The sequence below is a fragment of the Roseicyclus sp. genome, from assembly GCF_965662675.1.
Lineage (GTDB): Bacteria > Pseudomonadota > Alphaproteobacteria > Rhodobacterales > Rhodobacteraceae > Roseicyclus.
Map to the genome: position 1 here is coordinate 1 of NZ_CBFIIK010000059.1, position 15,520 is coordinate 15,520.

Consider the following 15,520-nt stretch of genomic DNA (forward strand, 5'->3'; position numbering starts at 1 on the left):
CTTGTCGGTTTCGATCTCGGCGATGATGTCGCCGGATTTGACGCTATCGCCTTCTTTCACCAGCCATTTGGCCAGCGTGCCTTCTTCCATCGTGGGGGAGAGGGCGGGCATCAGAATTTCGGTTGCCATATCGGTATCGTCCTCTCAGGCGTAGATGTCTGTCCAAAGGTCCTCGAGCGGCGGCTCGGGGCTTTCCTTGGAGAATTCGGCGGCTTCGTTGACGATATCCTTGATCTCCTTGTCGATCTTTTTCAGATCGTCATCGGAGGCATGGCCGCCCGTCAGCAACATCTGGCGCACCTGTTCGATGGCGTCGCGCTTTTCGCGCATCTCCTGCACCTCTTCGCGGGTGCGGTATTTCGCCGGGTCCGACATGGAGTGGCCGCGATAGCGATAGGTCATCACCTCGAGGATATAGGGCCCCTTGCCTGCGCGGCAGTGTGCGACAGCGCGCGCGCCTGCATCCTTGACGGCCAGCACATCCATGCCGTTCACCTCTTCGCCGGCGATGCCGTAAGCCTCGCCGCGCTTCCACAGCGCGGGCGATTTCGTGGCGCGGGTGACGGAGGTGCCCATGGCATAATGGTTGTTCTCGATCACGAAGATGACCGGCAGATCCCAAAGCTGGGCCATGTTGTAGGTCTCGTAGACTTGGCCCTGGTTGGCTGCGCCATCGCCGAAATAGGTGAAGGTGACGCGGTCATTGCCCAGATACTTGTCGGCGAAGGCCAGTCCCGCACCGATCGGCACCTGCGCGCCCACGATCCCATGCCCGCCATAGAAATGCTTTTCCTTGGAGAACATGTGCATCGAGCCGCCCTTGCCCTTGGAATAGCCCCCGATGCGGCCCGTAAGCTCGGCCATCACGCCCTTGGGGTCCATGCCACAGGCCAGCATATGCCCGTGGTCGCGGTAGGAGGTGACGCGCTTGTCCCCCTCGGAGGCCGCAGCCTCGAGGCCAACGACGACGGCCTCTTGCCCGATATAAAGGTGACAGAACCCGCCGATCAGGCCCATGCCGTATAGCTGGCCCGCCTTTTCTTCGAAGCGGCGGATCAAAAGCATGTCGCGATAATAGCGCTTGAGCTCTTCTGCCGAAATATTCGGCGTCGCCGCCTCGGTTTTTGCCGCGGTTTTGCGTGGTGGCATGCGGGTCATCCTCCCCCGGATCGCAAAGATAGTTTAACGTTAAACATTTGACTAGCACAGGCAACCGCTGATTGCACCCGGCAATCCTGACGCAGGGGGTTGCGCCAGGCGCAATGCTTCCAAGCGCCTGCGCATGGGTCGTTGGGGCGGGATTTGCGTATTTTTGGAAAGGTGAAAGGCGCGCGCGACAGGTCCGATCAGGCCCCGATCAGGGCAGGACGATCTCGTCGGCGCGGACATAGCCCAAGACATCGCGCAATTGCTGGTCGAGCAGGTCGAGATCGAGGAAGCCATCCGACAAGCGCCGCGTCAAAAGCTCGATCCGCGCGACATCTTGGCTGAGCGCGGCCAGCTGCGCCTCGAGCCGTGCGGCTTCCGCTTCGATCTGCACCCGTTGGAAAAGCCCGTAATCACCTTGGACGGCGGTAAAGGTGAAATGCGCCGCGATGAACAGCAACACGACAGGCAGGATCAAACCACCAAGAGATTTCGTGCGTGTCATTGCCCTGCTGCTCTGCCTTGTTCGCGCGCCTGTCTCGACGCGTCCTGCTGAGAATCGCACAATGATTCGCGAAAGGGAATCCCCCTTTCACGAAAATGATTCGTTTTTTGACTCCGTTTGTGCGTTCAGCAGACCGATGCCGCGTGGATCGCGTCGATCGCCTGCCCAAGTGCCGCGTTGAAGGCCGCATCGCTTTGATCGGCAGACAGGCCTTCGGTCAGGGCGCGCGAGAAGCTGGCGATCATGCCGGGATTGGCGGCAAGGCGCGCACAGGCGTCATCGCGGCTATAGCCCCCCGACAGGGCAACCACGCGCATCACCTTGGGATGTGCTGTCAGCGGCGCATAATGGCCGGGCTGGTCGGGGATCGTCAGCTTGAGCATGACCTGCTGGCCATCGGGCACGCCGTCGAGCCCGGCCAGCAATGCGGCCAGCAACATCTCTTCGGCCGCGGCTTTGTCGGGGGCGTTGATATCGACCTCCGGTTCCAAGATCGGGATCAGCCCCTTGGCCAAGACCTTCAGGCCCAGATCGATCTGTTGGTCCACGATGGCGCCGATCCCGCCCGCATCGGCCCCGAGAATGACAGAACGTTCCTTGGTGCCGAAAATCCCCTGCGCCACGGCACGGTCGAGCAGCGTGTCGAGACCGGGGATAGGCTTGAGCATCTGGACGCCATTGGCGGCCGCCTCCAGCCCCTTGTCGATCTTGAGGAAGGGGACAACCCGCTTTTCCTCCCACAGATAGCGGGCGGCGGGTTTGTCCGCGATCTCGCGGTCCATCGTCATCTCGAACAAGATCGCGCCGATGACCTTGTCGCCGGTAAAGCCGGGAGCTGTCGCGATGCGCGCGCGCATGGCATGGATCAGGTCGAACATCTCGGCCTCGGAGCCATAGGCATCCTCGGCGATACCATAAAGGCGCAGCGCCTTGGGGGTAGAGCCGCCCGATTGGTCGAGCGCGGCAATGAACCCTTGTCCGGTCTGCATCTGGCGGGTCATGGCATCACGGGACATCGGCGCACTCCTTATGGCGTTCGTCATTGCCCACTCCATGCCAAAGCCCCGCGCGGCTGTCCATCATGGTGGCGCAAACAGTCGCTCAATCGGCCTGATGCAATGCCGCGACGCCGGGCAGGGTCTTGCCCTCCATCCATTCGAGGAAGGCGCCACCCGCGGTCGAGACATAGGTGAAATCATCGGCCACGCCCGCATGGTTGAGGGCCGCGACCGTATCGCCCCCGCCTGCGACCGAGATCAGCGCGCCTTCACGGGTCAAGCGCGCGGCTTCCCGCGCCGCGGCGACAGTGGCGGCATCGAAAGGCGTGATCTCGAAGGCACCCAAGGGGCCATTCCAGATCAGCGTCTTGGCCTGCGCAAAGGCAGCGGCGATCCGCGCAAGGGTTTGGGGGCCGGCATCAAGGATCATGCCATCCGCCGGCACAGCCGCGATCCCCATCACCTGATGGGGCGCATGGGCGGCGAAAGCCTCGGCCACCACCACGTCGCTGGGCAAGATGATCTCGCAGCCCGCATCAAGCGCGCCCGCCATGATCGCGCGGGCCGTGTCGGCCAGATCATGCTCGCACAGCGATTTGCCGACCGCGTGGCCCTGCGCGGCAAGGAAGGTATTGGCCATGCCGCCGCCGATGATCAGCATGTCGACCTTGCGCGTCAGGTTGGCCAGCAGGTCGAGCTTGGTCGAGATCTTGGCCCCACCCACCACGGCGACGACCGGGCGTGCGGGGCGGCCCAAGGCCGCTTCGAGTGCGGCAAGTTCGGCCGCCATCAAACGCCCGGCGCAAGAGGGCAACAGCCGCGCCACCCCTTCGGTCGAGGCATGGGCGCGGTGCGCGGCCGAAAACGCATCGTTGCAATAGACATCTCCCAGCCCGGCCAGAAAGGCTGCCATTTTGGGGTCGTTGGCTTCCTCCATCGGGGTGAAGCGGGTGTTTTCGACCAAGACCACCGCATCGGCGGGCAGGGCGTCCAAGGCCGCGCGGCTGGGTGTCTCGATGAAGGTGACGGGGCGGCCCAAGGCTCCCTCGAGCGCGGGCAGCGTCACGCGCAGCGACATCTCGGGCACGGGCTTGCCCTTTGGGCGACCGAAATGGGCCATCAGCACGGGCTTGCCGCCCTTGGCAAGGATATCGCGGATCGTCGGCACGATGCGTTGGATGCGGGTGTCGTCGGTGACGCGGCCCTCTTGGACCGGCACGTTGATATCGACCCGCGTCAGCACGGTCTTGCCGGCCAGATCCATCTCATCAAGGGTTTTCCAGCCCATCGCAGCCTCCGTCACTCAATCTGCGCGGCGGTCATAGCATGGCACAAGCGACATGCCAGTGACTTTGCCGCGCCCGCGATGCGTATTTGGAGAAAGGTGAAGACGCGCGCGCCAGAGTGGACAATTTTCATCAAATTGCCCTTCATCTTTCCCCTAAATACGCAGATCCCGTCTGCGCCGCCGGTTACAGGTGCTTGCCCATTTCCACCGCCGTGTCGGCCATGCGGTTGGAAAAGCCCCATTCATTGTCATACCAACTCAAGATCCGGCAAAGATTGCCGTCCATGACCTTGGTCTGATCTGTCGCGAAGATCGAGGAATGGGGATCATGGTTGAAATCCTGACTGACCAGCTTGTCGTCCGTGATGCCAAGAATGCCCTTGAGCGGTCCGCTGGTGGCGGCTGAGCGGATGGCTGCGTTGATCTCATCGGCGGTGGTGGCGCGCGCGGCCTCGAATGTCAGATCGACGACCGAGACGTTGGGGGTGGGCACGCGGATCGCGACCCCGTCAAGCTTGCCCGCCAGCTCGGGCAGCACAAGGCCCACCGCTTTTGCCGCGCCCGTCGAGGTGGGGATCATGCTGAGCGCCGCTGCCCGCGCGCGATAGAGGTCGCTGTGCATGGTGTCGAGCGTGGGCTGATCGCCTGTGTAGCTGTGGATCGTGGTCATGAAGCCGCGCGTGATGCCGATGGCCTGATGCAGCGCATGGGCCACCGGGGCCAAGCAATTGGTGGTGCAGGACGCGTTCGAGACGATCACATCGTCGCGCGTCAATGTCTTGTGGTTCACGCCATAGACGATGGTCTTGTCCGCACCCTTGGAGGGGGCCGAGACCAGCACCCGCTTGGCGCCGTTCTCAAGATGGATCGCAGCGCGGTCGCGGTCGGTGAAGATACCCGTGCATTCCAGCACGATATCAATATCGCCCCAAGGCAGCTCGGCGGGGTTGCGGATCGCTGTCACCGCGATCGGGCCGCGACCTACGTCGATGGAATGTGTCGTGGTTGTTACCGTGGCGGGAAAGCGTCCATGAACGCTGTCAAAGCGCAGGAGATGGGCGTTTGTCTCGACCGGGCCCAGATCGTTGATCGCGACCACCGCGATATCCGTGCGACCTTGCTCGATGATGGCGCGCAGCACGTTGCGCCCGATCCGTCCGAACCCGTTGATGGCGACCTTCACGGTCATGACGCGCTCTCCCGTATGTGTCTGCGGCCGGGCGGCAATGCCGAGAATGGCCAGCACAGGTTGAAATGTTACCGCTAACATTCACCTTTTAGCCAAGACCGCGAAGAAAGAAAAGGGGCTAGCGCCAAAAGGCGATCCAGTTGAGCAGACCGACGAAGCGCCGCGCCAGCGACAGCGACAAGTCCCAGTCGAACACGGTGGCATCAAAGGTCAAGAATACCGCGATGCAGATCGCCAGAAAGATCGCCAACCCGTTGCTCATCGCATCCCTCATTACGCTTGCCACAGCATGCCATGCGCAGGGTTCGGAAAAAAGGGGGTCAGGCGGCCGCTGGTGCCTCGGGCCGCGTGCCGTCCATCAAATCGTCGATCAAAAGCGCCAAAAGCGCGCCGCGATTGGTGACATCGGCCTTGCGGTAGATGGCGTTCAGATGGCTTTTGACCGTGCCTTCGGCCGAGCCGCGCATTTGCGAGATTTCGGCGATCGACAGCCCTTTGACCGTGAACCATGCGACATCGGCCTCGGCCGCGGTCAGGCCCCAAGCCTCGAAATGCGCCTCGATCACATCGTGTAGGGCGCTTTGCGCCATCGTGACCTGCCGCTCAAGATGCGCTTTGCGCGCCAAAAGCCGCAACAGCACCCGTATCTCGACCGCGATGCCCGCGATCAGGCCCAGCACCGCCCCCGCTTCGATCACGAAATGCACATTGATCGGGAACAGTCCCGTTAATTCCCCGCTATCGAGAATCACATCCCACACGAAAAACCCCGCGCAGGCCGCCTGCGCGAGGATAAGACCGGCCAGCGGCCAAGGGTTGCTTGTGATCTGCCTGATCATGTCGAAAGTCCCGTATCGTCTGGCACGGTCTTGATACCCGATACCATGGCGCGCGGCAAATTCACGCCTGTCCGCCAGCTTTCAAAGATCACGGCCACGATATGCGCGACGACCGAGATTTCGGCCCAGCCGACCAGAACCTCATGCGCCTCTTCCACCCATGCCACGCCCCAATAGGCGTTGGTGGTCATCATGTAGCCCGTCGCCCCGATCGCCAGCAGCGTGAGCAACAGGTTGAAAATCATCAGCGCGCCCAGCGGCGTATGGCCCAGATGCATGCGCTTTCGGCCTGTGGCCATGTCCTGCAACTGGCCCATGACGGTGGCGGGGGTAGGGATGAAATCGGCGAAGCGGGCGTGGCGGCTACCGATCAGCCCCCAGACAAGGCGCAAACCCACAAGGCCCACGATCGCGTAGCCCACCCATTCATGCAGATTGCTTTCGGGGTCGGTGAACAGCGCATTGGCGGCAAAGCCCAGAACAAGGGCCCAATGAAAGATCCGCACGAGGGGATCCCAGACAGGGTGACGGGTCATGATCATGGTCTCCGGCAAAATGGGGTGGCGCATGCGCGGCCCAAGGCCCGCGCACGCGCTGTGATGGCGGCTCAATCGTCCAGCTTGCTGTTCACGATTTCCATCTGTGTGTTGATGTAGATCTCGTAACGCTTGCCGTCCTTGATGGCATAGGCCTCGAACAGGCCATCCTCGGTCTGGATCTGGCGCACCTCGTAGCCTTGCGCCTCCAGCATGGTGCGGATGGCCGCTTGGGTCTCGGCCGGCACCTCGGCGTCGGACGAGGCCATCGCCACGCCGGGCAGGGCAAGGGACAGGGCAAGGATGGCGGGAAGGATGCGTTTCATCATGTCGATCTCCGGGTCATGCGGCGCGGCGGGATACCTGCGCCTCGTGCCATGCGAGATGCGCCCCGGAATGCCCTTTGCCCATTGAACCGGGGTTGCAGATCGGCCCGGCCATGCCGGGGTTCAGGCATCTACAACTGCGGTTGGGACGCGCACAAAACAAAACCCGCGCGCTGCGGATCGGGCAGGGCGCGGGCCGGGTTGTCGCGGGCGGTATCGGTTAGTGCAGCAAGCGCCCCATCGCCGCCGAGACATCGGCCATGCGCGCCGAGAAACCCCATTCATTGTCGTACCATGCCAAAATGCGCACGGTGCGCCCGCCCACTACCTTGGTCTGGTCGGGGGCGAAAATAGCCGAATAAGTGGTGTGGTTGAAATCGATCGAGACCTTGGGCTCGACATCATAGGACAAGACGCTGCGCATATGACCCTCTGCGGCTTCGCGCATGATCTCGTTTACATCATTTACGGTGACGCTGCGGCCCGCCTCGAAGGTCAGATCGACACAAGAGACGTTGGGCGTGGGCACGCGCAGTGATGTGCCGTCCAGCCGGCCCTCAAGCTCGGGCAGCACCTCTTTCAGTGCCTTGGCGGCCCCGGTCGAGGTGGGGATCATCGCCATGGCGGCGGCGCGTGCGCGGTAGAGATCCTTGTGGCGGCGGTCCAGCGTGGGCTGATCGCCCGTATAGCTATGGATCGTCGTCATGATGCCACGCTCGATGCCGATGGCGTCGTTCAGCACCTTGGCGATGGGGGCAAGGCAATTGGTGGTGCAAGACCCGTTCGACACGACATGATGCTCGGCCAGCAATTCGCGGTGGTTGACGCCATAGACGATGGTCTTGTCGGCATTCTTGGCAGGTGCCGAGACCAGCACACGCTTGGCGCCGCGTGTCAGATGGATGGCGGCGGCGTCACGGTTGTTGAAGTTGCCGGTGCATTCCAGCACCACATCGCAGCCTTCCCAATCCAGCTCGGCCGGGTCGTAGGTCGAGAACACCTTCATCGGCCCGCGGCCCAGATCCATCGTGTCGCCCTGCACGCGCACTTCGCCCGGAAAGCGGCCATGCACGCTGTCGTAACGCAAGAGATGGGCGTTGGTCTCGATCGGGCCGGTGGCGTTGATCTTGACCACCTGCACATCGTTACGTGCGGCTTCCGTGATATGGGCCAGCGTGCAACGCCCGATCCGTCCGAAACCGTTGATGCCAAGGGTGATCGTCATGCCAAGCCTCATGAGCTGTCGCGCCAGTCTTGGCTTCGCATACCCAAGCATGCCGGGTTGGCCAAGGAAAAACCGCCGCAATTCTGCATGTTAGCGTAACCGTTAGCGTCAACATCGCGGGTTTGCGCTAACACGAGGCCCATCCGGGGCCAGTGATCAAGATCAAGGCGCGATGATTGCCTGCATGGTTTCGTATTCTCGCGACATGACCGCACTGGCAGAAAGGAACAAGGCAGATGAGCGCGCTTGGGCTGAAGATCATCGACGAATCCGTGCAACAGGCCAATATCTGGATCAACGAGGTCGATTACCGCGTGGGGCTTGTGAACAAGCAGCGCGCCTATCGCCTGTTGCGCGCAGTGCTGCACGCGCTGCGCGACCAGTTGACCCCCGACACGGCCGCGCATCTGTCGGCGCAATTGCCGATCTTCGTGCGCGGCATCTTCTACGAGGGCTACAACCCCTCGAGCATGCCTGTCGCGATCCGCGACAAGGATGATTTCATCGCGCGCGTCGTGGCGATCTTCGGACCTGAGCCGCCCGAGGATATCTCGGGCGCCATCGGCGGGGTCTTCGATGTGCTCGATGCCCGCCTCTCGGCCGGCGAGATGGCGCAGCTGCGTGGGCAAATGGCCCGCGATATCCGGGCGCTTTTCGCCGATTGAGACGTATCGCGCGCCGCCCGATCGGGCCGAAAGTGACCAAGGCCGCGGCCTTGCCGCGCGCGCGGCAGAAACGCGGCCCCTTTTCTTTCCGGCGCACCTCGCCTATGCGGGGTCGGCCCGTGCCATGGCGGGCGGCGAAAAAGACCACAGCATTGACCGAGATCTTGACAACCACCGAGGCGCTGGCGGCGTTCTGCTCCAAGGCCGAAAGCGCAGCCTATGTCACCGTCGACACCGAATTCCTGCGCGAGCGGACCTATTTCGCACAGCTGTGCCTTGTGCAGCTTGCGCTGCCGGGCGTCGATGACGCGCAGGCCGTTTTGGTCGACCCGCTGGCCGAGGGCATATCGCTTGACCCGCTTTATGCGCTGTTTCGCAATCCCGATGTGATCAAGGTTTTTCACGCCGCGCGTCAAGACCTTGAAATCTTTCATGTCGAGGGTGGCGTTGTGCCCAGCCCGCTGTTTGACACGCAGGTCGCAGCGATGGTGTGCGGCTTTGGCGATCAGGTCGGCTACGAGACCTTGGTGCGCAAGATCGCGCGGGCCAATCTCGACAAATCCTCGCGGTTTACCGATTGGTCGCGCCGCCCCTTGAGCGACGCGCAAAAAACCTATGCGCTGGCTGATGTGACCCATCTGCGCCAGATCTACGAATATCTCAGGGCCGAATTGGCGCGCACCGGGCGCACCCAATGGCTGGAAGAGGAATTGGCGCAGCTCACCGATGCCTCGAGCTATATCGTCGATCCCGAAGCCGCATGGCAAAGGCTGAAGCTACGCACGAATTCGGGGCGCACCTTGGCCATCGCCAAGGAACTGGCCGCCTTCCGCGAGCGTTACGCGCAGCAAAAGAACATCCCCCGCTCGCGCGTGATCAAGGATGACGCGCTGATCGAGCTGGCCTCGACCAAGCCGCGCAGCTTGGCGGATCTGTCGAAATCCCGCCTTTTGCTGCGCGATGCGCGCAAGGGCGAGATTGCCGAGGGTCTGGTCGCGGCGGTTGTGGCAGGGCTTGATATGCCCGCCGAACGTCAGCCCGAGATACCCGAGGGACGGGATCGGTCGAACCTCAACAGCGCGCTGGCCGATTTGTTGCGGGTCTTGCTCAAGGCCAAGGCCGAGGAAGCAGGGGTCGCCACCAAGCTCATCGCATCCTCTGCCGATCTCGACGATATCGCCTGTGGCGATCACAACGGGATCTGGGCGACAGGCTGGCGGCGCGAGGTCTTCGGCAATGATGCGCTGCGCCTAGTGCGCGGCGAGATCGCCTTGTCGGCCAAAGGTGACCGGGTCAAGATCGTTTCGGTCTGAGCGCCGCGATCAGCTGTCAGCGGCGCGAGATGGTCCGCCGGTTCTCCGCGCCCACCACGGTGATCGTGCGGATGCCACGCAAGGCGAAATTCGACAATTCCAGCCCGGTGATGACTTCACGCGATTGCGGTGTGCCTGCGGGTGCGGGCGATGGCGGCGGAAAAACGCGGAATTCGTAGACCAAGGCCCCGTCCTCGCGGGCCACCTCGACCAGATCGGCCTCCCAATGACCTTGGGTTTGGGGGCGGCCGATGGCCCGCAAGATTACGCCTTGCGCTGTCGGATCGATCGCGAAGGCCACGACTTCGCTGACCAAAAAGCGGCGATCGCGGGGGTTTTCGGTCACTGTTTCGCTGACGCGCACCCGTTCTTCGCGGTCATTGCCGAACCAGTTGAACGGATTCAGCCTTGTGCTGCAAGCCGCAAGGCTCGTCATCAGGGCAAGGGCAAGGATCATGCGCAGCATCTGGCACTCCGTCGGTCGGTGACCCCTTTGTGCTAGCGCAGGACGGATGCGAAGGAAAGCCGCCTCTGGACCTCGGCGCGCGGCTTGCTTAGGTCAGGGGGCACGCATCACCGCACAGGAGAGCGCCGATATGGCAAGTGCTGCCTTCGAAGAGATCGCCGAGACCTTTGACTTCCTCGAGGATTGGGAAGAGCGCTATCGCCATGTCATCGATCTGGGACGCGCCATGGCGCCGCTTGACGACGCCTTCAAGGTGCCCGCCACCAAGGTCGACGGCTGCGCCAGCCAAGTTTGGATCATGCCGCAGATCGCGGGGCAGGGACGGGATGCGCTGTTTCATTTCCAAGGTGATAGCGATGCGATGATCGTGCGCGGGCTGATCGCGGTGTTGCACGCGCTTTACGATGGCCTGCCCGTGGCGGATGTCTTGGGCGTGGATGCAGGTGCGGAATTGGCGCGGCTGGGGCTGAACGATCACCTGTCGGCGCAGCGATCAAACGGGGTGCGCGCGATGATCGAACGTATCCGTAGCGTCGCGTCCGAGATGATGGGCGGCTGAAGGCGCTGAAAATGGCAGGTTTCCGGGCCGTCAAAGCCCGCGCATCGCCACCTCGAGATCGCCATAGCCGGTAAAGCGGCGTTCGAAATCAAGCTTAAGGAATGCCGCGCAAGCCATTGCTTTTTCTGTCAGTTCAGGGTCATCTGTCTGGGCTTGATAGACCAGCTTGGTGTAATTGCCGAAATACATGTCGCGCAGCTGTGGAAAGCGGTCCAGCCCCAAGGGGCGGGTGACGAAAGCATCGAATTGGCGCACCAGAAAATCGGTCAGGTAGAAGGCCGTCATCTCGTCGCGGGCGGCAAAGACCGTGTTGCCTTCGAAAAAGCTGTAGCAATGCGGCCCCTCCAACATGCCGATGCCCAGCCGGTCGCAAGTGGCCTGCAACAGCCCGCCCGTGCCGCAATCGGCGTAAAGCACGAAGATTTCGGCGTAATCGGCCCGGCGTGCTGTCACAGCGGCCATAACCGCCTCGGGGATGCGCTCGGGGTGGTTGTGCAGGATGGCGGGCAGGCAATGCAGATCGAGATGATCCCAGGCGTTGGCGGTCTTGATATCGAGGATTTCGCGCGCCAACGCCCCGCAGCCGATCAACAAAACACGCCCCCGCCCCTCCGGGGCGAGGCCGGTCTCGAGCAGGGTGTGATCATCGAGGGTGTTCATGAATGGTTTATGCCGTAGGTGGGCCGCGCCGCAAAGCCCTTGCCGCGACAAGGCGCGGCCCGAGAGCGGCAAGCACAAGCCCCGCCAGCACCACGGCCCCTGCCAACGCCTCGGCCCATGTGATGCGTTCGCCCAAGATAATCGCCGCCGTCCCCATGCCCACCAACGGGATCATCAGCGCAAAGGGCGTGACCTGTGCGGCGCGGTGGCGCGACATCAGCGTGCCCCAGATCGAGTAACCCACCACGGTCGAGATCAGCGCCACATAGATCACGGCAAGCCAGCCCTGCAGGTTCATCGCGGCGATCACGGCCAAGGGCGCGTCGGTTTCCACCAAGACCGACAGGCCCAGCATCGGCAGGGGCGGCACAACGCTGGCCCACAGAAACAGCGCCAGCATGTCGACACCGGGCAGCCGGCGCAGCACCAGATTGCCGACCGCCCAACACAGCGCCCCGCACAAGATCAGCCCCAGCCCCAAAAGCGTGATGTTGCCGCCCGATATCATGCCAAACAGCCCAAGGCCCAAGACCGCCAGCGCGATGCCCAACCCCTGCACCAGCGTCACGCGCTCGCCAAAAAAGGCCCATGCCATGATGATCGTCATCGGCACTTGGCTTTGGATGATGAGCGAGGCAAGCCCCGCACTTGTTCCCGCATTCAAGCCACTGAAAAGAAACGCGAACTGCCCCATATTGATCAGCGCGCCCACCGCGATGATCGCAGGCCAGCTTGCTGGGCGAGGAAACAGGAACAAAAGCGGGATCAAGATCGCAAAGCGCAGCCCCACGAACAACAGCGGCGGCAATTGCTCGAGCGCCAGCTTCATGCCGGTGAAATTCGACCCCCAAGCAAGGATCACGATCGCCACAAGCGCGAGGTCGCGGGGCGGCATCAGGTGTCTGTCGGGCTCGGGCGGGTCATAGGCAGATCAAGACGCCGGATCGCGCCGCAAAGCAAGGGGGGCAACATCACAGATCGCTTTCAAACATGGCAAGCCGCTCGCCCGTGCGGCTCCAGCGTAAGCTGTTCCAAAAGCCCTCCGCCTCCTGTGTCGGGTCGGCGATCACCCAGATGTCGCGGCAGCCCATCCGGCGGGCGTGGTCCATGCAAGTCATCACCAGCCGCGTGCCGATTCCCTGCCGTTGCCACGGGCCTGCAACACTCAGCTCATTGATCCACCAGCCATCGGGCTTGTCGGGGTGGTGATGGATGACACCCGAACACATGCCCACGATCTGGTCGCGGTCGACGGCCACGGCGATATGCAGGTGATCGGAGGCCAGGAAGCGTTCCAGCAGATGCGGATCAACGGGCCCGTCGAACACATCCTCATGGACCTGTGCGAATAGGCCCGCATCGATCCGGCGTGCGATGAAAACGGAGACGGCCATGCGCCTCCCTTAGCGCGTAAAACCGCCCCGGCCCAGTGGCTTCGCCTCAGGCCGGGGGGAGAATGGAGCCGTCAGGCCCGCGCGGCCATTTGGTTATGGCGCCGCAAGACGAATTCCTTGGCCGTTTCCACCGCCACGGCGGCATCTCGGCAATAGGCATCCGCCCCGATCGCGCGTCCGAATTCCTCGTTCAGCGGCGCACCGCCCACGAGAATGATGTAGTCGTCGCGAATACCCTTGTCCTTCATCGTGTCGATCACGACTTTCATGTAGGGCATGGTGGTGGTCAAAAGCGCCGACATGCCGAGGATATCGGCACCTTCGGCCTCCAGCGCGTTGAGATAGTTCTCCACCGCGTTGTTGATGCCGAGATCGACCACCTCGAAGCCCGCGCCCTCCATCATCATGCCGACAAGGTTCTTGCCGATATCGTGGATGTCGCCCTTGACGGTGCCGATCACCATCTTGCCGATGCGCGGCGCGCCGGTTTCCACCAAGAGCGGTTTCAGGATCGCCATGCCGCCCTTCATCGCGTTGGCAGCCATCAGCACTTCGGGGACGAACAAGATCCCGTCGCGGAAATCGTTGCCGACGATGGTCATGCCGCCGACCAAGGCCTTGGTCAGGATGTCATAAGGCGTCCAGCCGCGCTCGAGCAGGATATTGACCGATTCTTCGATCTCTTCTTTCAGGCCATCATAGAGGTCGTCATACATCTGGCTGACCAGCTCGTCATCGGCGAGCTCGGAAAGAATGATGTCATCACTGTCATCGGACATGGGTGCGTCTCCTGTGGCACTGCCCCGCGCATTGCGCGTCAACTTCTTGTCCTAGTGCAAATCGTGGCGTCAGAATGTCGAATTGCGACATCACCCAGACATGGGGCGACGCCCCGGGCCTTGGCGCGCGCTTTTGGCCTTGGTTCAGTCGCGTGCGCGCCTCCGGCTGGTGCGCTCTCGGGTGGGGGCGTTGCCATCGGTGCCATCCGAGCCCGAGGAAAAGCCGCCAAGCGCGTCTGTAATCGCCTCAAGGCTAGGCGCCGCGCCGCGCGGTGTGGTTTCCAGCGCTTCACGCATCGCGCGCAGATGCGCGGGCGTGGTCCCGCAGCAACCGCCGATGATCGTGGCCCCTGCATCGCGCGCCATCACGGCGTAATGGGCCATCAATTCGGGCGTGCCATCATAATGGATATGGCCTTCGTGATACTTCGGGATGCCAGCATTGCCCTTGGCGATCACAGGACGTTCAGTGCCTGCAGCCCGGAAGCCCAAGACCGTGCGCAGCAAATCGGACGCGCCCACCCCGCAATTGGCCCCGAAGGCCAGCGGCGCATGGGTCAGTTTCTCGACCATTTCGGCCATGCCCGCCGAGGTCAGGCCCATCATCGTGCGACCGGCGGTGTCGAAACTCATCGTGCCGCACCAATCCATGCCCGCCAGCGCGCAACCTTCGGCGGCGGCGGCGTATTCCTCGGCGGCGCTGATCGTTTCCACCCATAGCACATCCGCCCCGCCATCGCGCAGCCCTTCAGCCTGTTCGTGGAACATCTCGACAGCGGCTTGATGGGTGAGCGTGCCCATGGGCGCCATGATCTCGCCCGTCGGCCCCATCGAGCCTGCGACGATCACCGTGCGCCCGGATGCATCGGCCACCTCGCGCCCGATTTCGGCGGCCAGCTTGTTGAGTTCGTAGCAGCGATCTTGCGCATTGTGCAGCTTGAGGCGCGAGCGCGTGCCGCCGAAGGAATTGGTCAGGAAAATATCCGATCCCGCCTCGACCGCGCCGCGATAAAGCGTGGCGATCCGGTCGGGGTGTTCTTCGTTCCACAACTCCGGCGCATCGCCCGAGGACAGCCCCATATTGAACAAGGTGGTCCCCGTCGCGCCATCGGCCATCAGCCAGTCGCGTTGGGTCAAAAGCTCGGCCAGCTTGTTGGTCATCAGGTCTCTCCATCGGCAGGTCTGCGCGCGAGGCTCACATGGACCCGCACCGCGATATGAACAAGGCGCAAAATATACATGACAATCATGAATCGTTTTCATGATCTAACGCAAAACGGCCCTGCCTTGCGACAGGGCCGTGTGTTCGCAGGTCTTGGACGCGGCTAGAGTTCGGTCATCAATTGGCCCTTGGCCACCGCCAAGAGCGAGTCGTATTTCGCGCGCAATTCGGCCTCGGGGACGCGACCGCCCAGATCGGCGATCAGCTTGCGCATCACATCCTCATGGCCCGCTTCCTCGAAATCGGATTTGATGACCTCGCGGGCATAGGCATCGGCCTCGTCGCCGGATTTGCCCAAGATGTCCGCGACCCACAGGCCCATCAGCTTGTTGCGGCGCGCCTCGGCGCGGAACTGCATCTCTTGATCATGGGCGAATTTGTTTTCGAACGCGTTTTCGCGGTCGTCAAAG

General features: G+C 62.6%; 21 protein-coding genes. 3 read left to right on the plus strand and 18 right to left on the minus strand.

The genetic code is table 11. The annotated features are described in order from the left end of the window. From ACTG4J_RS09810 to gap (ACTG4J_RS09860), 11 genes are all read right to left on the minus strand, one after another. Positions 1 to 129, minus strand: a 129-nt coding sequence (locus ACTG4J_RS09810) for a biotin/lipoyl-containing protein (protein ID WP_439139139.1), incomplete at its 3' end; no start/stop codon positions are given. A gap of 15 nt (positions 130 to 144) precedes the next feature. Next, positions 145 to 1,149, minus strand: coding sequence for a pyruvate dehydrogenase (acetyl-transferring) E1 component subunit alpha (pdhA, locus tag ACTG4J_RS09815; protein ID WP_439139102.1), 1,005 nt, complete (start codon positions 1,147 to 1,149; stop codon positions 145 to 147). Positions 1,150 to 1,357: 208 nt separating this feature from the next. Further along, positions 1,358 to 1,651 carry an FtsB family cell division protein gene (locus tag ACTG4J_RS09820; RefSeq protein ID WP_439139104.1) on the minus strand — a complete coding sequence of 98 codons (294 nt, stop codon included), beginning with the start codon at positions 1,649 to 1,651 and terminating at the stop codon, positions 1,358 to 1,360. 125 nt (positions 1,652 to 1,776) lie between these two features. Further along, positions 1,777 to 2,667 (minus strand): fructose bisphosphate aldolase, encoded by an 891-nt coding sequence (locus ACTG4J_RS09825; RefSeq protein WP_439139105.1) that lies wholly within the window; start codon positions 2,665 to 2,667, stop codon positions 1,777 to 1,779. A gap of 85 nt (positions 2,668 to 2,752) precedes the next feature. Beyond that, complete coding sequence (locus ACTG4J_RS09830; protein WP_439139107.1) at positions 2,753 to 3,937, minus strand: phosphoglycerate kinase; 1,185 nt, start codon at positions 3,935 to 3,937, stop codon at positions 2,753 to 2,755. A 184-nt stretch (positions 3,938 to 4,121) separates the two neighbouring features. Continuing rightward, positions 4,122 to 5,126, minus strand: a complete 1,005-nt coding sequence (gene gap, locus ACTG4J_RS09835) for a type I glyceraldehyde-3-phosphate dehydrogenase (RefSeq protein ID WP_439139108.1) — start codon at positions 5,124 to 5,126, stop codon at positions 4,122 to 4,124. Between the two features lie 118 nt (positions 5,127 to 5,244). Continuing rightward, complete coding sequence (locus ACTG4J_RS09840; RefSeq protein ID WP_439139110.1) at positions 5,245 to 5,388, minus strand: hypothetical protein; 144 nt, start codon at positions 5,386 to 5,388, stop codon at positions 5,245 to 5,247. A 58-nt stretch (positions 5,389 to 5,446) separates the two neighbouring features. Then, positions 5,447 to 5,965, minus strand: a complete 519-nt coding sequence (locus tag ACTG4J_RS09845; RefSeq protein ID WP_439139112.1) for a helix-turn-helix transcriptional regulator — start codon at positions 5,963 to 5,965, stop codon at positions 5,447 to 5,449. Further along, entirely contained in the window at positions 5,962 to 6,501 is a 540-nt protein-coding gene (locus ACTG4J_RS09850) for a cytochrome b/b6 domain-containing protein (RefSeq protein WP_439139114.1), read from the minus strand. Before ACTG4J_RS09850 ends, ACTG4J_RS09845 begins: the two co-directional genes overlap by 4 nt. A gap of 71 nt (positions 6,502 to 6,572) precedes the next feature. Beyond that, positions 6,573 to 6,830, minus strand: coding sequence for a PepSY domain-containing protein (locus ACTG4J_RS09855; protein WP_439139115.1), 258 nt, complete (start codon positions 6,828 to 6,830; stop codon positions 6,573 to 6,575). A gap of 217 nt (positions 6,831 to 7,047) precedes the next feature. After that, entirely contained in the window at positions 7,048 to 8,052 is a 1,005-nt protein-coding gene (gene gap, locus ACTG4J_RS09860; RefSeq protein ID WP_439139117.1) for a type I glyceraldehyde-3-phosphate dehydrogenase, read from the minus strand. Positions 8,053 to 8,288: 236 nt separating this feature from the next. Here gap (ACTG4J_RS09860) and ACTG4J_RS09865 point away from each other — a divergent pair, with 236 nt between their 5' ends. Then, on the plus strand, positions 8,289 to 8,717 hold the full coding sequence (locus ACTG4J_RS09865) for a DUF2267 domain-containing protein (RefSeq protein WP_439139119.1): 429 nt from the start codon (positions 8,289 to 8,291) through the stop codon (positions 8,715 to 8,717). Between the two features lie 152 nt (positions 8,718 to 8,869). After that, entirely contained in the window at positions 8,870 to 10,030 is a 1,161-nt protein-coding gene (rnd, locus tag ACTG4J_RS09870) for a ribonuclease D (protein ID WP_439139121.1), read from the plus strand. A gap of 16 nt (positions 10,031 to 10,046) precedes the next feature. Here rnd and ACTG4J_RS09875 read toward each other — a convergent pair whose 3' ends face one another. After that, positions 10,047 to 10,496, minus strand: a complete 450-nt coding sequence (locus tag ACTG4J_RS09875; protein WP_439139123.1) for a hypothetical protein — start codon at positions 10,494 to 10,496, stop codon at positions 10,047 to 10,049. A 130-nt stretch (positions 10,497 to 10,626) separates the two neighbouring features. Here ACTG4J_RS09875 and ACTG4J_RS09880 point away from each other — a divergent pair, with 130 nt between their 5' ends. Further along, positions 10,627 to 11,055, plus strand: a complete 429-nt coding sequence (locus tag ACTG4J_RS09880) for a SufE family protein (protein WP_439139125.1) — start codon at positions 10,627 to 10,629, stop codon at positions 11,053 to 11,055. Between the two features lie 30 nt (positions 11,056 to 11,085). Here the strand turns inward: ACTG4J_RS09880 and ACTG4J_RS09885 are convergent, their stop codons facing one another. The 6 genes from ACTG4J_RS09885 to ACTG4J_RS09910 form a co-directional block, all read right to left on the minus strand. Next, positions 11,086 to 11,715 carry a DUF1638 domain-containing protein gene (locus ACTG4J_RS09885; protein ID WP_439139127.1) on the minus strand — a complete coding sequence of 210 codons (630 nt, stop codon included), beginning with the start codon at positions 11,713 to 11,715 and terminating at the stop codon, positions 11,086 to 11,088. A 7-nt stretch (positions 11,716 to 11,722) separates the two neighbouring features. Continuing rightward, a complete protein-coding gene (locus ACTG4J_RS09890; protein ID WP_439139129.1) occupies positions 11,723 to 12,610 on the minus strand; it encodes an EamA family transporter in 888 nt (295 codons plus the stop codon). Between the two features lie 76 nt (positions 12,611 to 12,686). Beyond that, a complete protein-coding gene (locus ACTG4J_RS09895; protein WP_439139131.1) occupies positions 12,687 to 13,109 on the minus strand; it encodes a GNAT family N-acetyltransferase in 423 nt (140 codons plus the stop codon). Between the two features lie 71 nt (positions 13,110 to 13,180). Continuing rightward, the gene (locus ACTG4J_RS09900; RefSeq protein WP_439139133.1) at positions 13,181 to 13,888 is read right to left on the minus strand and encodes a corrinoid protein; all 708 of its coding nucleotides are present in this window, start codon (positions 13,886 to 13,888) and stop codon (positions 13,181 to 13,183) included. Positions 13,889 to 14,032: 144 nt separating this feature from the next. Beyond that, the gene (bmt, locus tag ACTG4J_RS09905) at positions 14,033 to 15,049 is read right to left on the minus strand and encodes a betaine--homocysteine S-methyltransferase (protein WP_439139135.1); all 1,017 of its coding nucleotides are present in this window, start codon (positions 15,047 to 15,049) and stop codon (positions 14,033 to 14,035) included. 164 nt (positions 15,050 to 15,213) lie between these two features. Further along, a partial coding sequence (locus ACTG4J_RS09910) for a DUF1476 domain-containing protein (protein WP_439139137.1) occupies positions 15,214 to 15,520 on the minus strand: 307 nt, incomplete at its 5' end.

Bases quoted from the DNA above. Each gene is read 5' to 3' on its own strand.
- pdhA (WP_439139102.1), bottom strand. From the start codon at position 1,149: ATGCCACCACGCAAAACCGCGGCAAAAACCGAGGCGGCGACGCCGAAT.
- ACTG4J_RS09820 (WP_439139104.1), bottom strand. From the start codon at position 1,651: ATGACACGCACGAAATCTCTTGGTGGTTTGATCCTGCCTGTCGTGTTG.
- ACTG4J_RS09825 (WP_439139105.1), bottom strand. From the start codon at position 2,667: ATGTCCCGTGATGCCATGACCCGCCAGATGCAGACCGGACAAGGGTTC.
- ACTG4J_RS09830 (WP_439139107.1), bottom strand. From the start codon at position 3,937: ATGGGCTGGAAAACCCTTGATGAGATGGATCTGGCCGGCAAGACCGTG.
- gap (WP_439139108.1), bottom strand. From the start codon at position 5,126: ATGACCGTGAAGGTCGCCATCAACGGGTTCGGACGGATCGGGCGCAAC.
- ACTG4J_RS09840 (WP_439139110.1), bottom strand. From the start codon at position 5,388: ATGAGCAACGGGTTGGCGATCTTTCTGGCGATCTGCATCGCGGTATTC.
- ACTG4J_RS09845 (WP_439139112.1), bottom strand. From the start codon at position 5,965: ATGATCAGGCAGATCACAAGCAACCCTTGGCCGCTGGCCGGTCTTATC.
- ACTG4J_RS09850 (WP_439139114.1), bottom strand. From the start codon at position 6,501: ATGACCCGTCACCCTGTCTGGGATCCCCTCGTGCGGATCTTTCATTGG.
- ACTG4J_RS09855 (WP_439139115.1), bottom strand. From the start codon at position 6,830: ATGATGAAACGCATCCTTCCCGCCATCCTTGCCCTGTCCCTTGCCCTG.
- gap (WP_439139117.1), bottom strand. From the start codon at position 8,052: ATGACGATCACCCTTGGCATCAACGGTTTCGGACGGATCGGGCGTTGC.
- ACTG4J_RS09865 (WP_439139119.1), top strand. From the start codon at position 8,289: ATGAGCGCGCTTGGGCTGAAGATCATCGACGAATCCGTGCAACAGGCC.
- ACTG4J_RS09875 (WP_439139123.1), bottom strand. From the start codon at position 10,496: ATGCTGCGCATGATCCTTGCCCTTGCCCTGATGACGAGCCTTGCGGCT.
- ACTG4J_RS09880 (WP_439139125.1), top strand. From the start codon at position 10,627: ATGGCAAGTGCTGCCTTCGAAGAGATCGCCGAGACCTTTGACTTCCTC.
- ACTG4J_RS09885 (WP_439139127.1), bottom strand. From the start codon at position 11,715: ATGAACACCCTCGATGATCACACCCTGCTCGAGACCGGCCTCGCCCCG.
- ACTG4J_RS09890 (WP_439139129.1), bottom strand. From the start codon at position 12,610: ATGCCGCCCCGCGACCTCGCGCTTGTGGCGATCGTGATCCTTGCTTGG.
- ACTG4J_RS09895 (WP_439139131.1), bottom strand. From the start codon at position 13,109: ATGGCCGTCTCCGTTTTCATCGCACGCCGGATCGATGCGGGCCTATTC.
- ACTG4J_RS09900 (WP_439139133.1), bottom strand. From the start codon at position 13,888: ATGTCCGATGACAGTGATGACATCATTCTTTCCGAGCTCGCCGATGAC.
- bmt (WP_439139135.1), bottom strand. From the start codon at position 15,049: ATGACCAACAAGCTGGCCGAGCTTTTGACCCAACGCGACTGGCTGATG.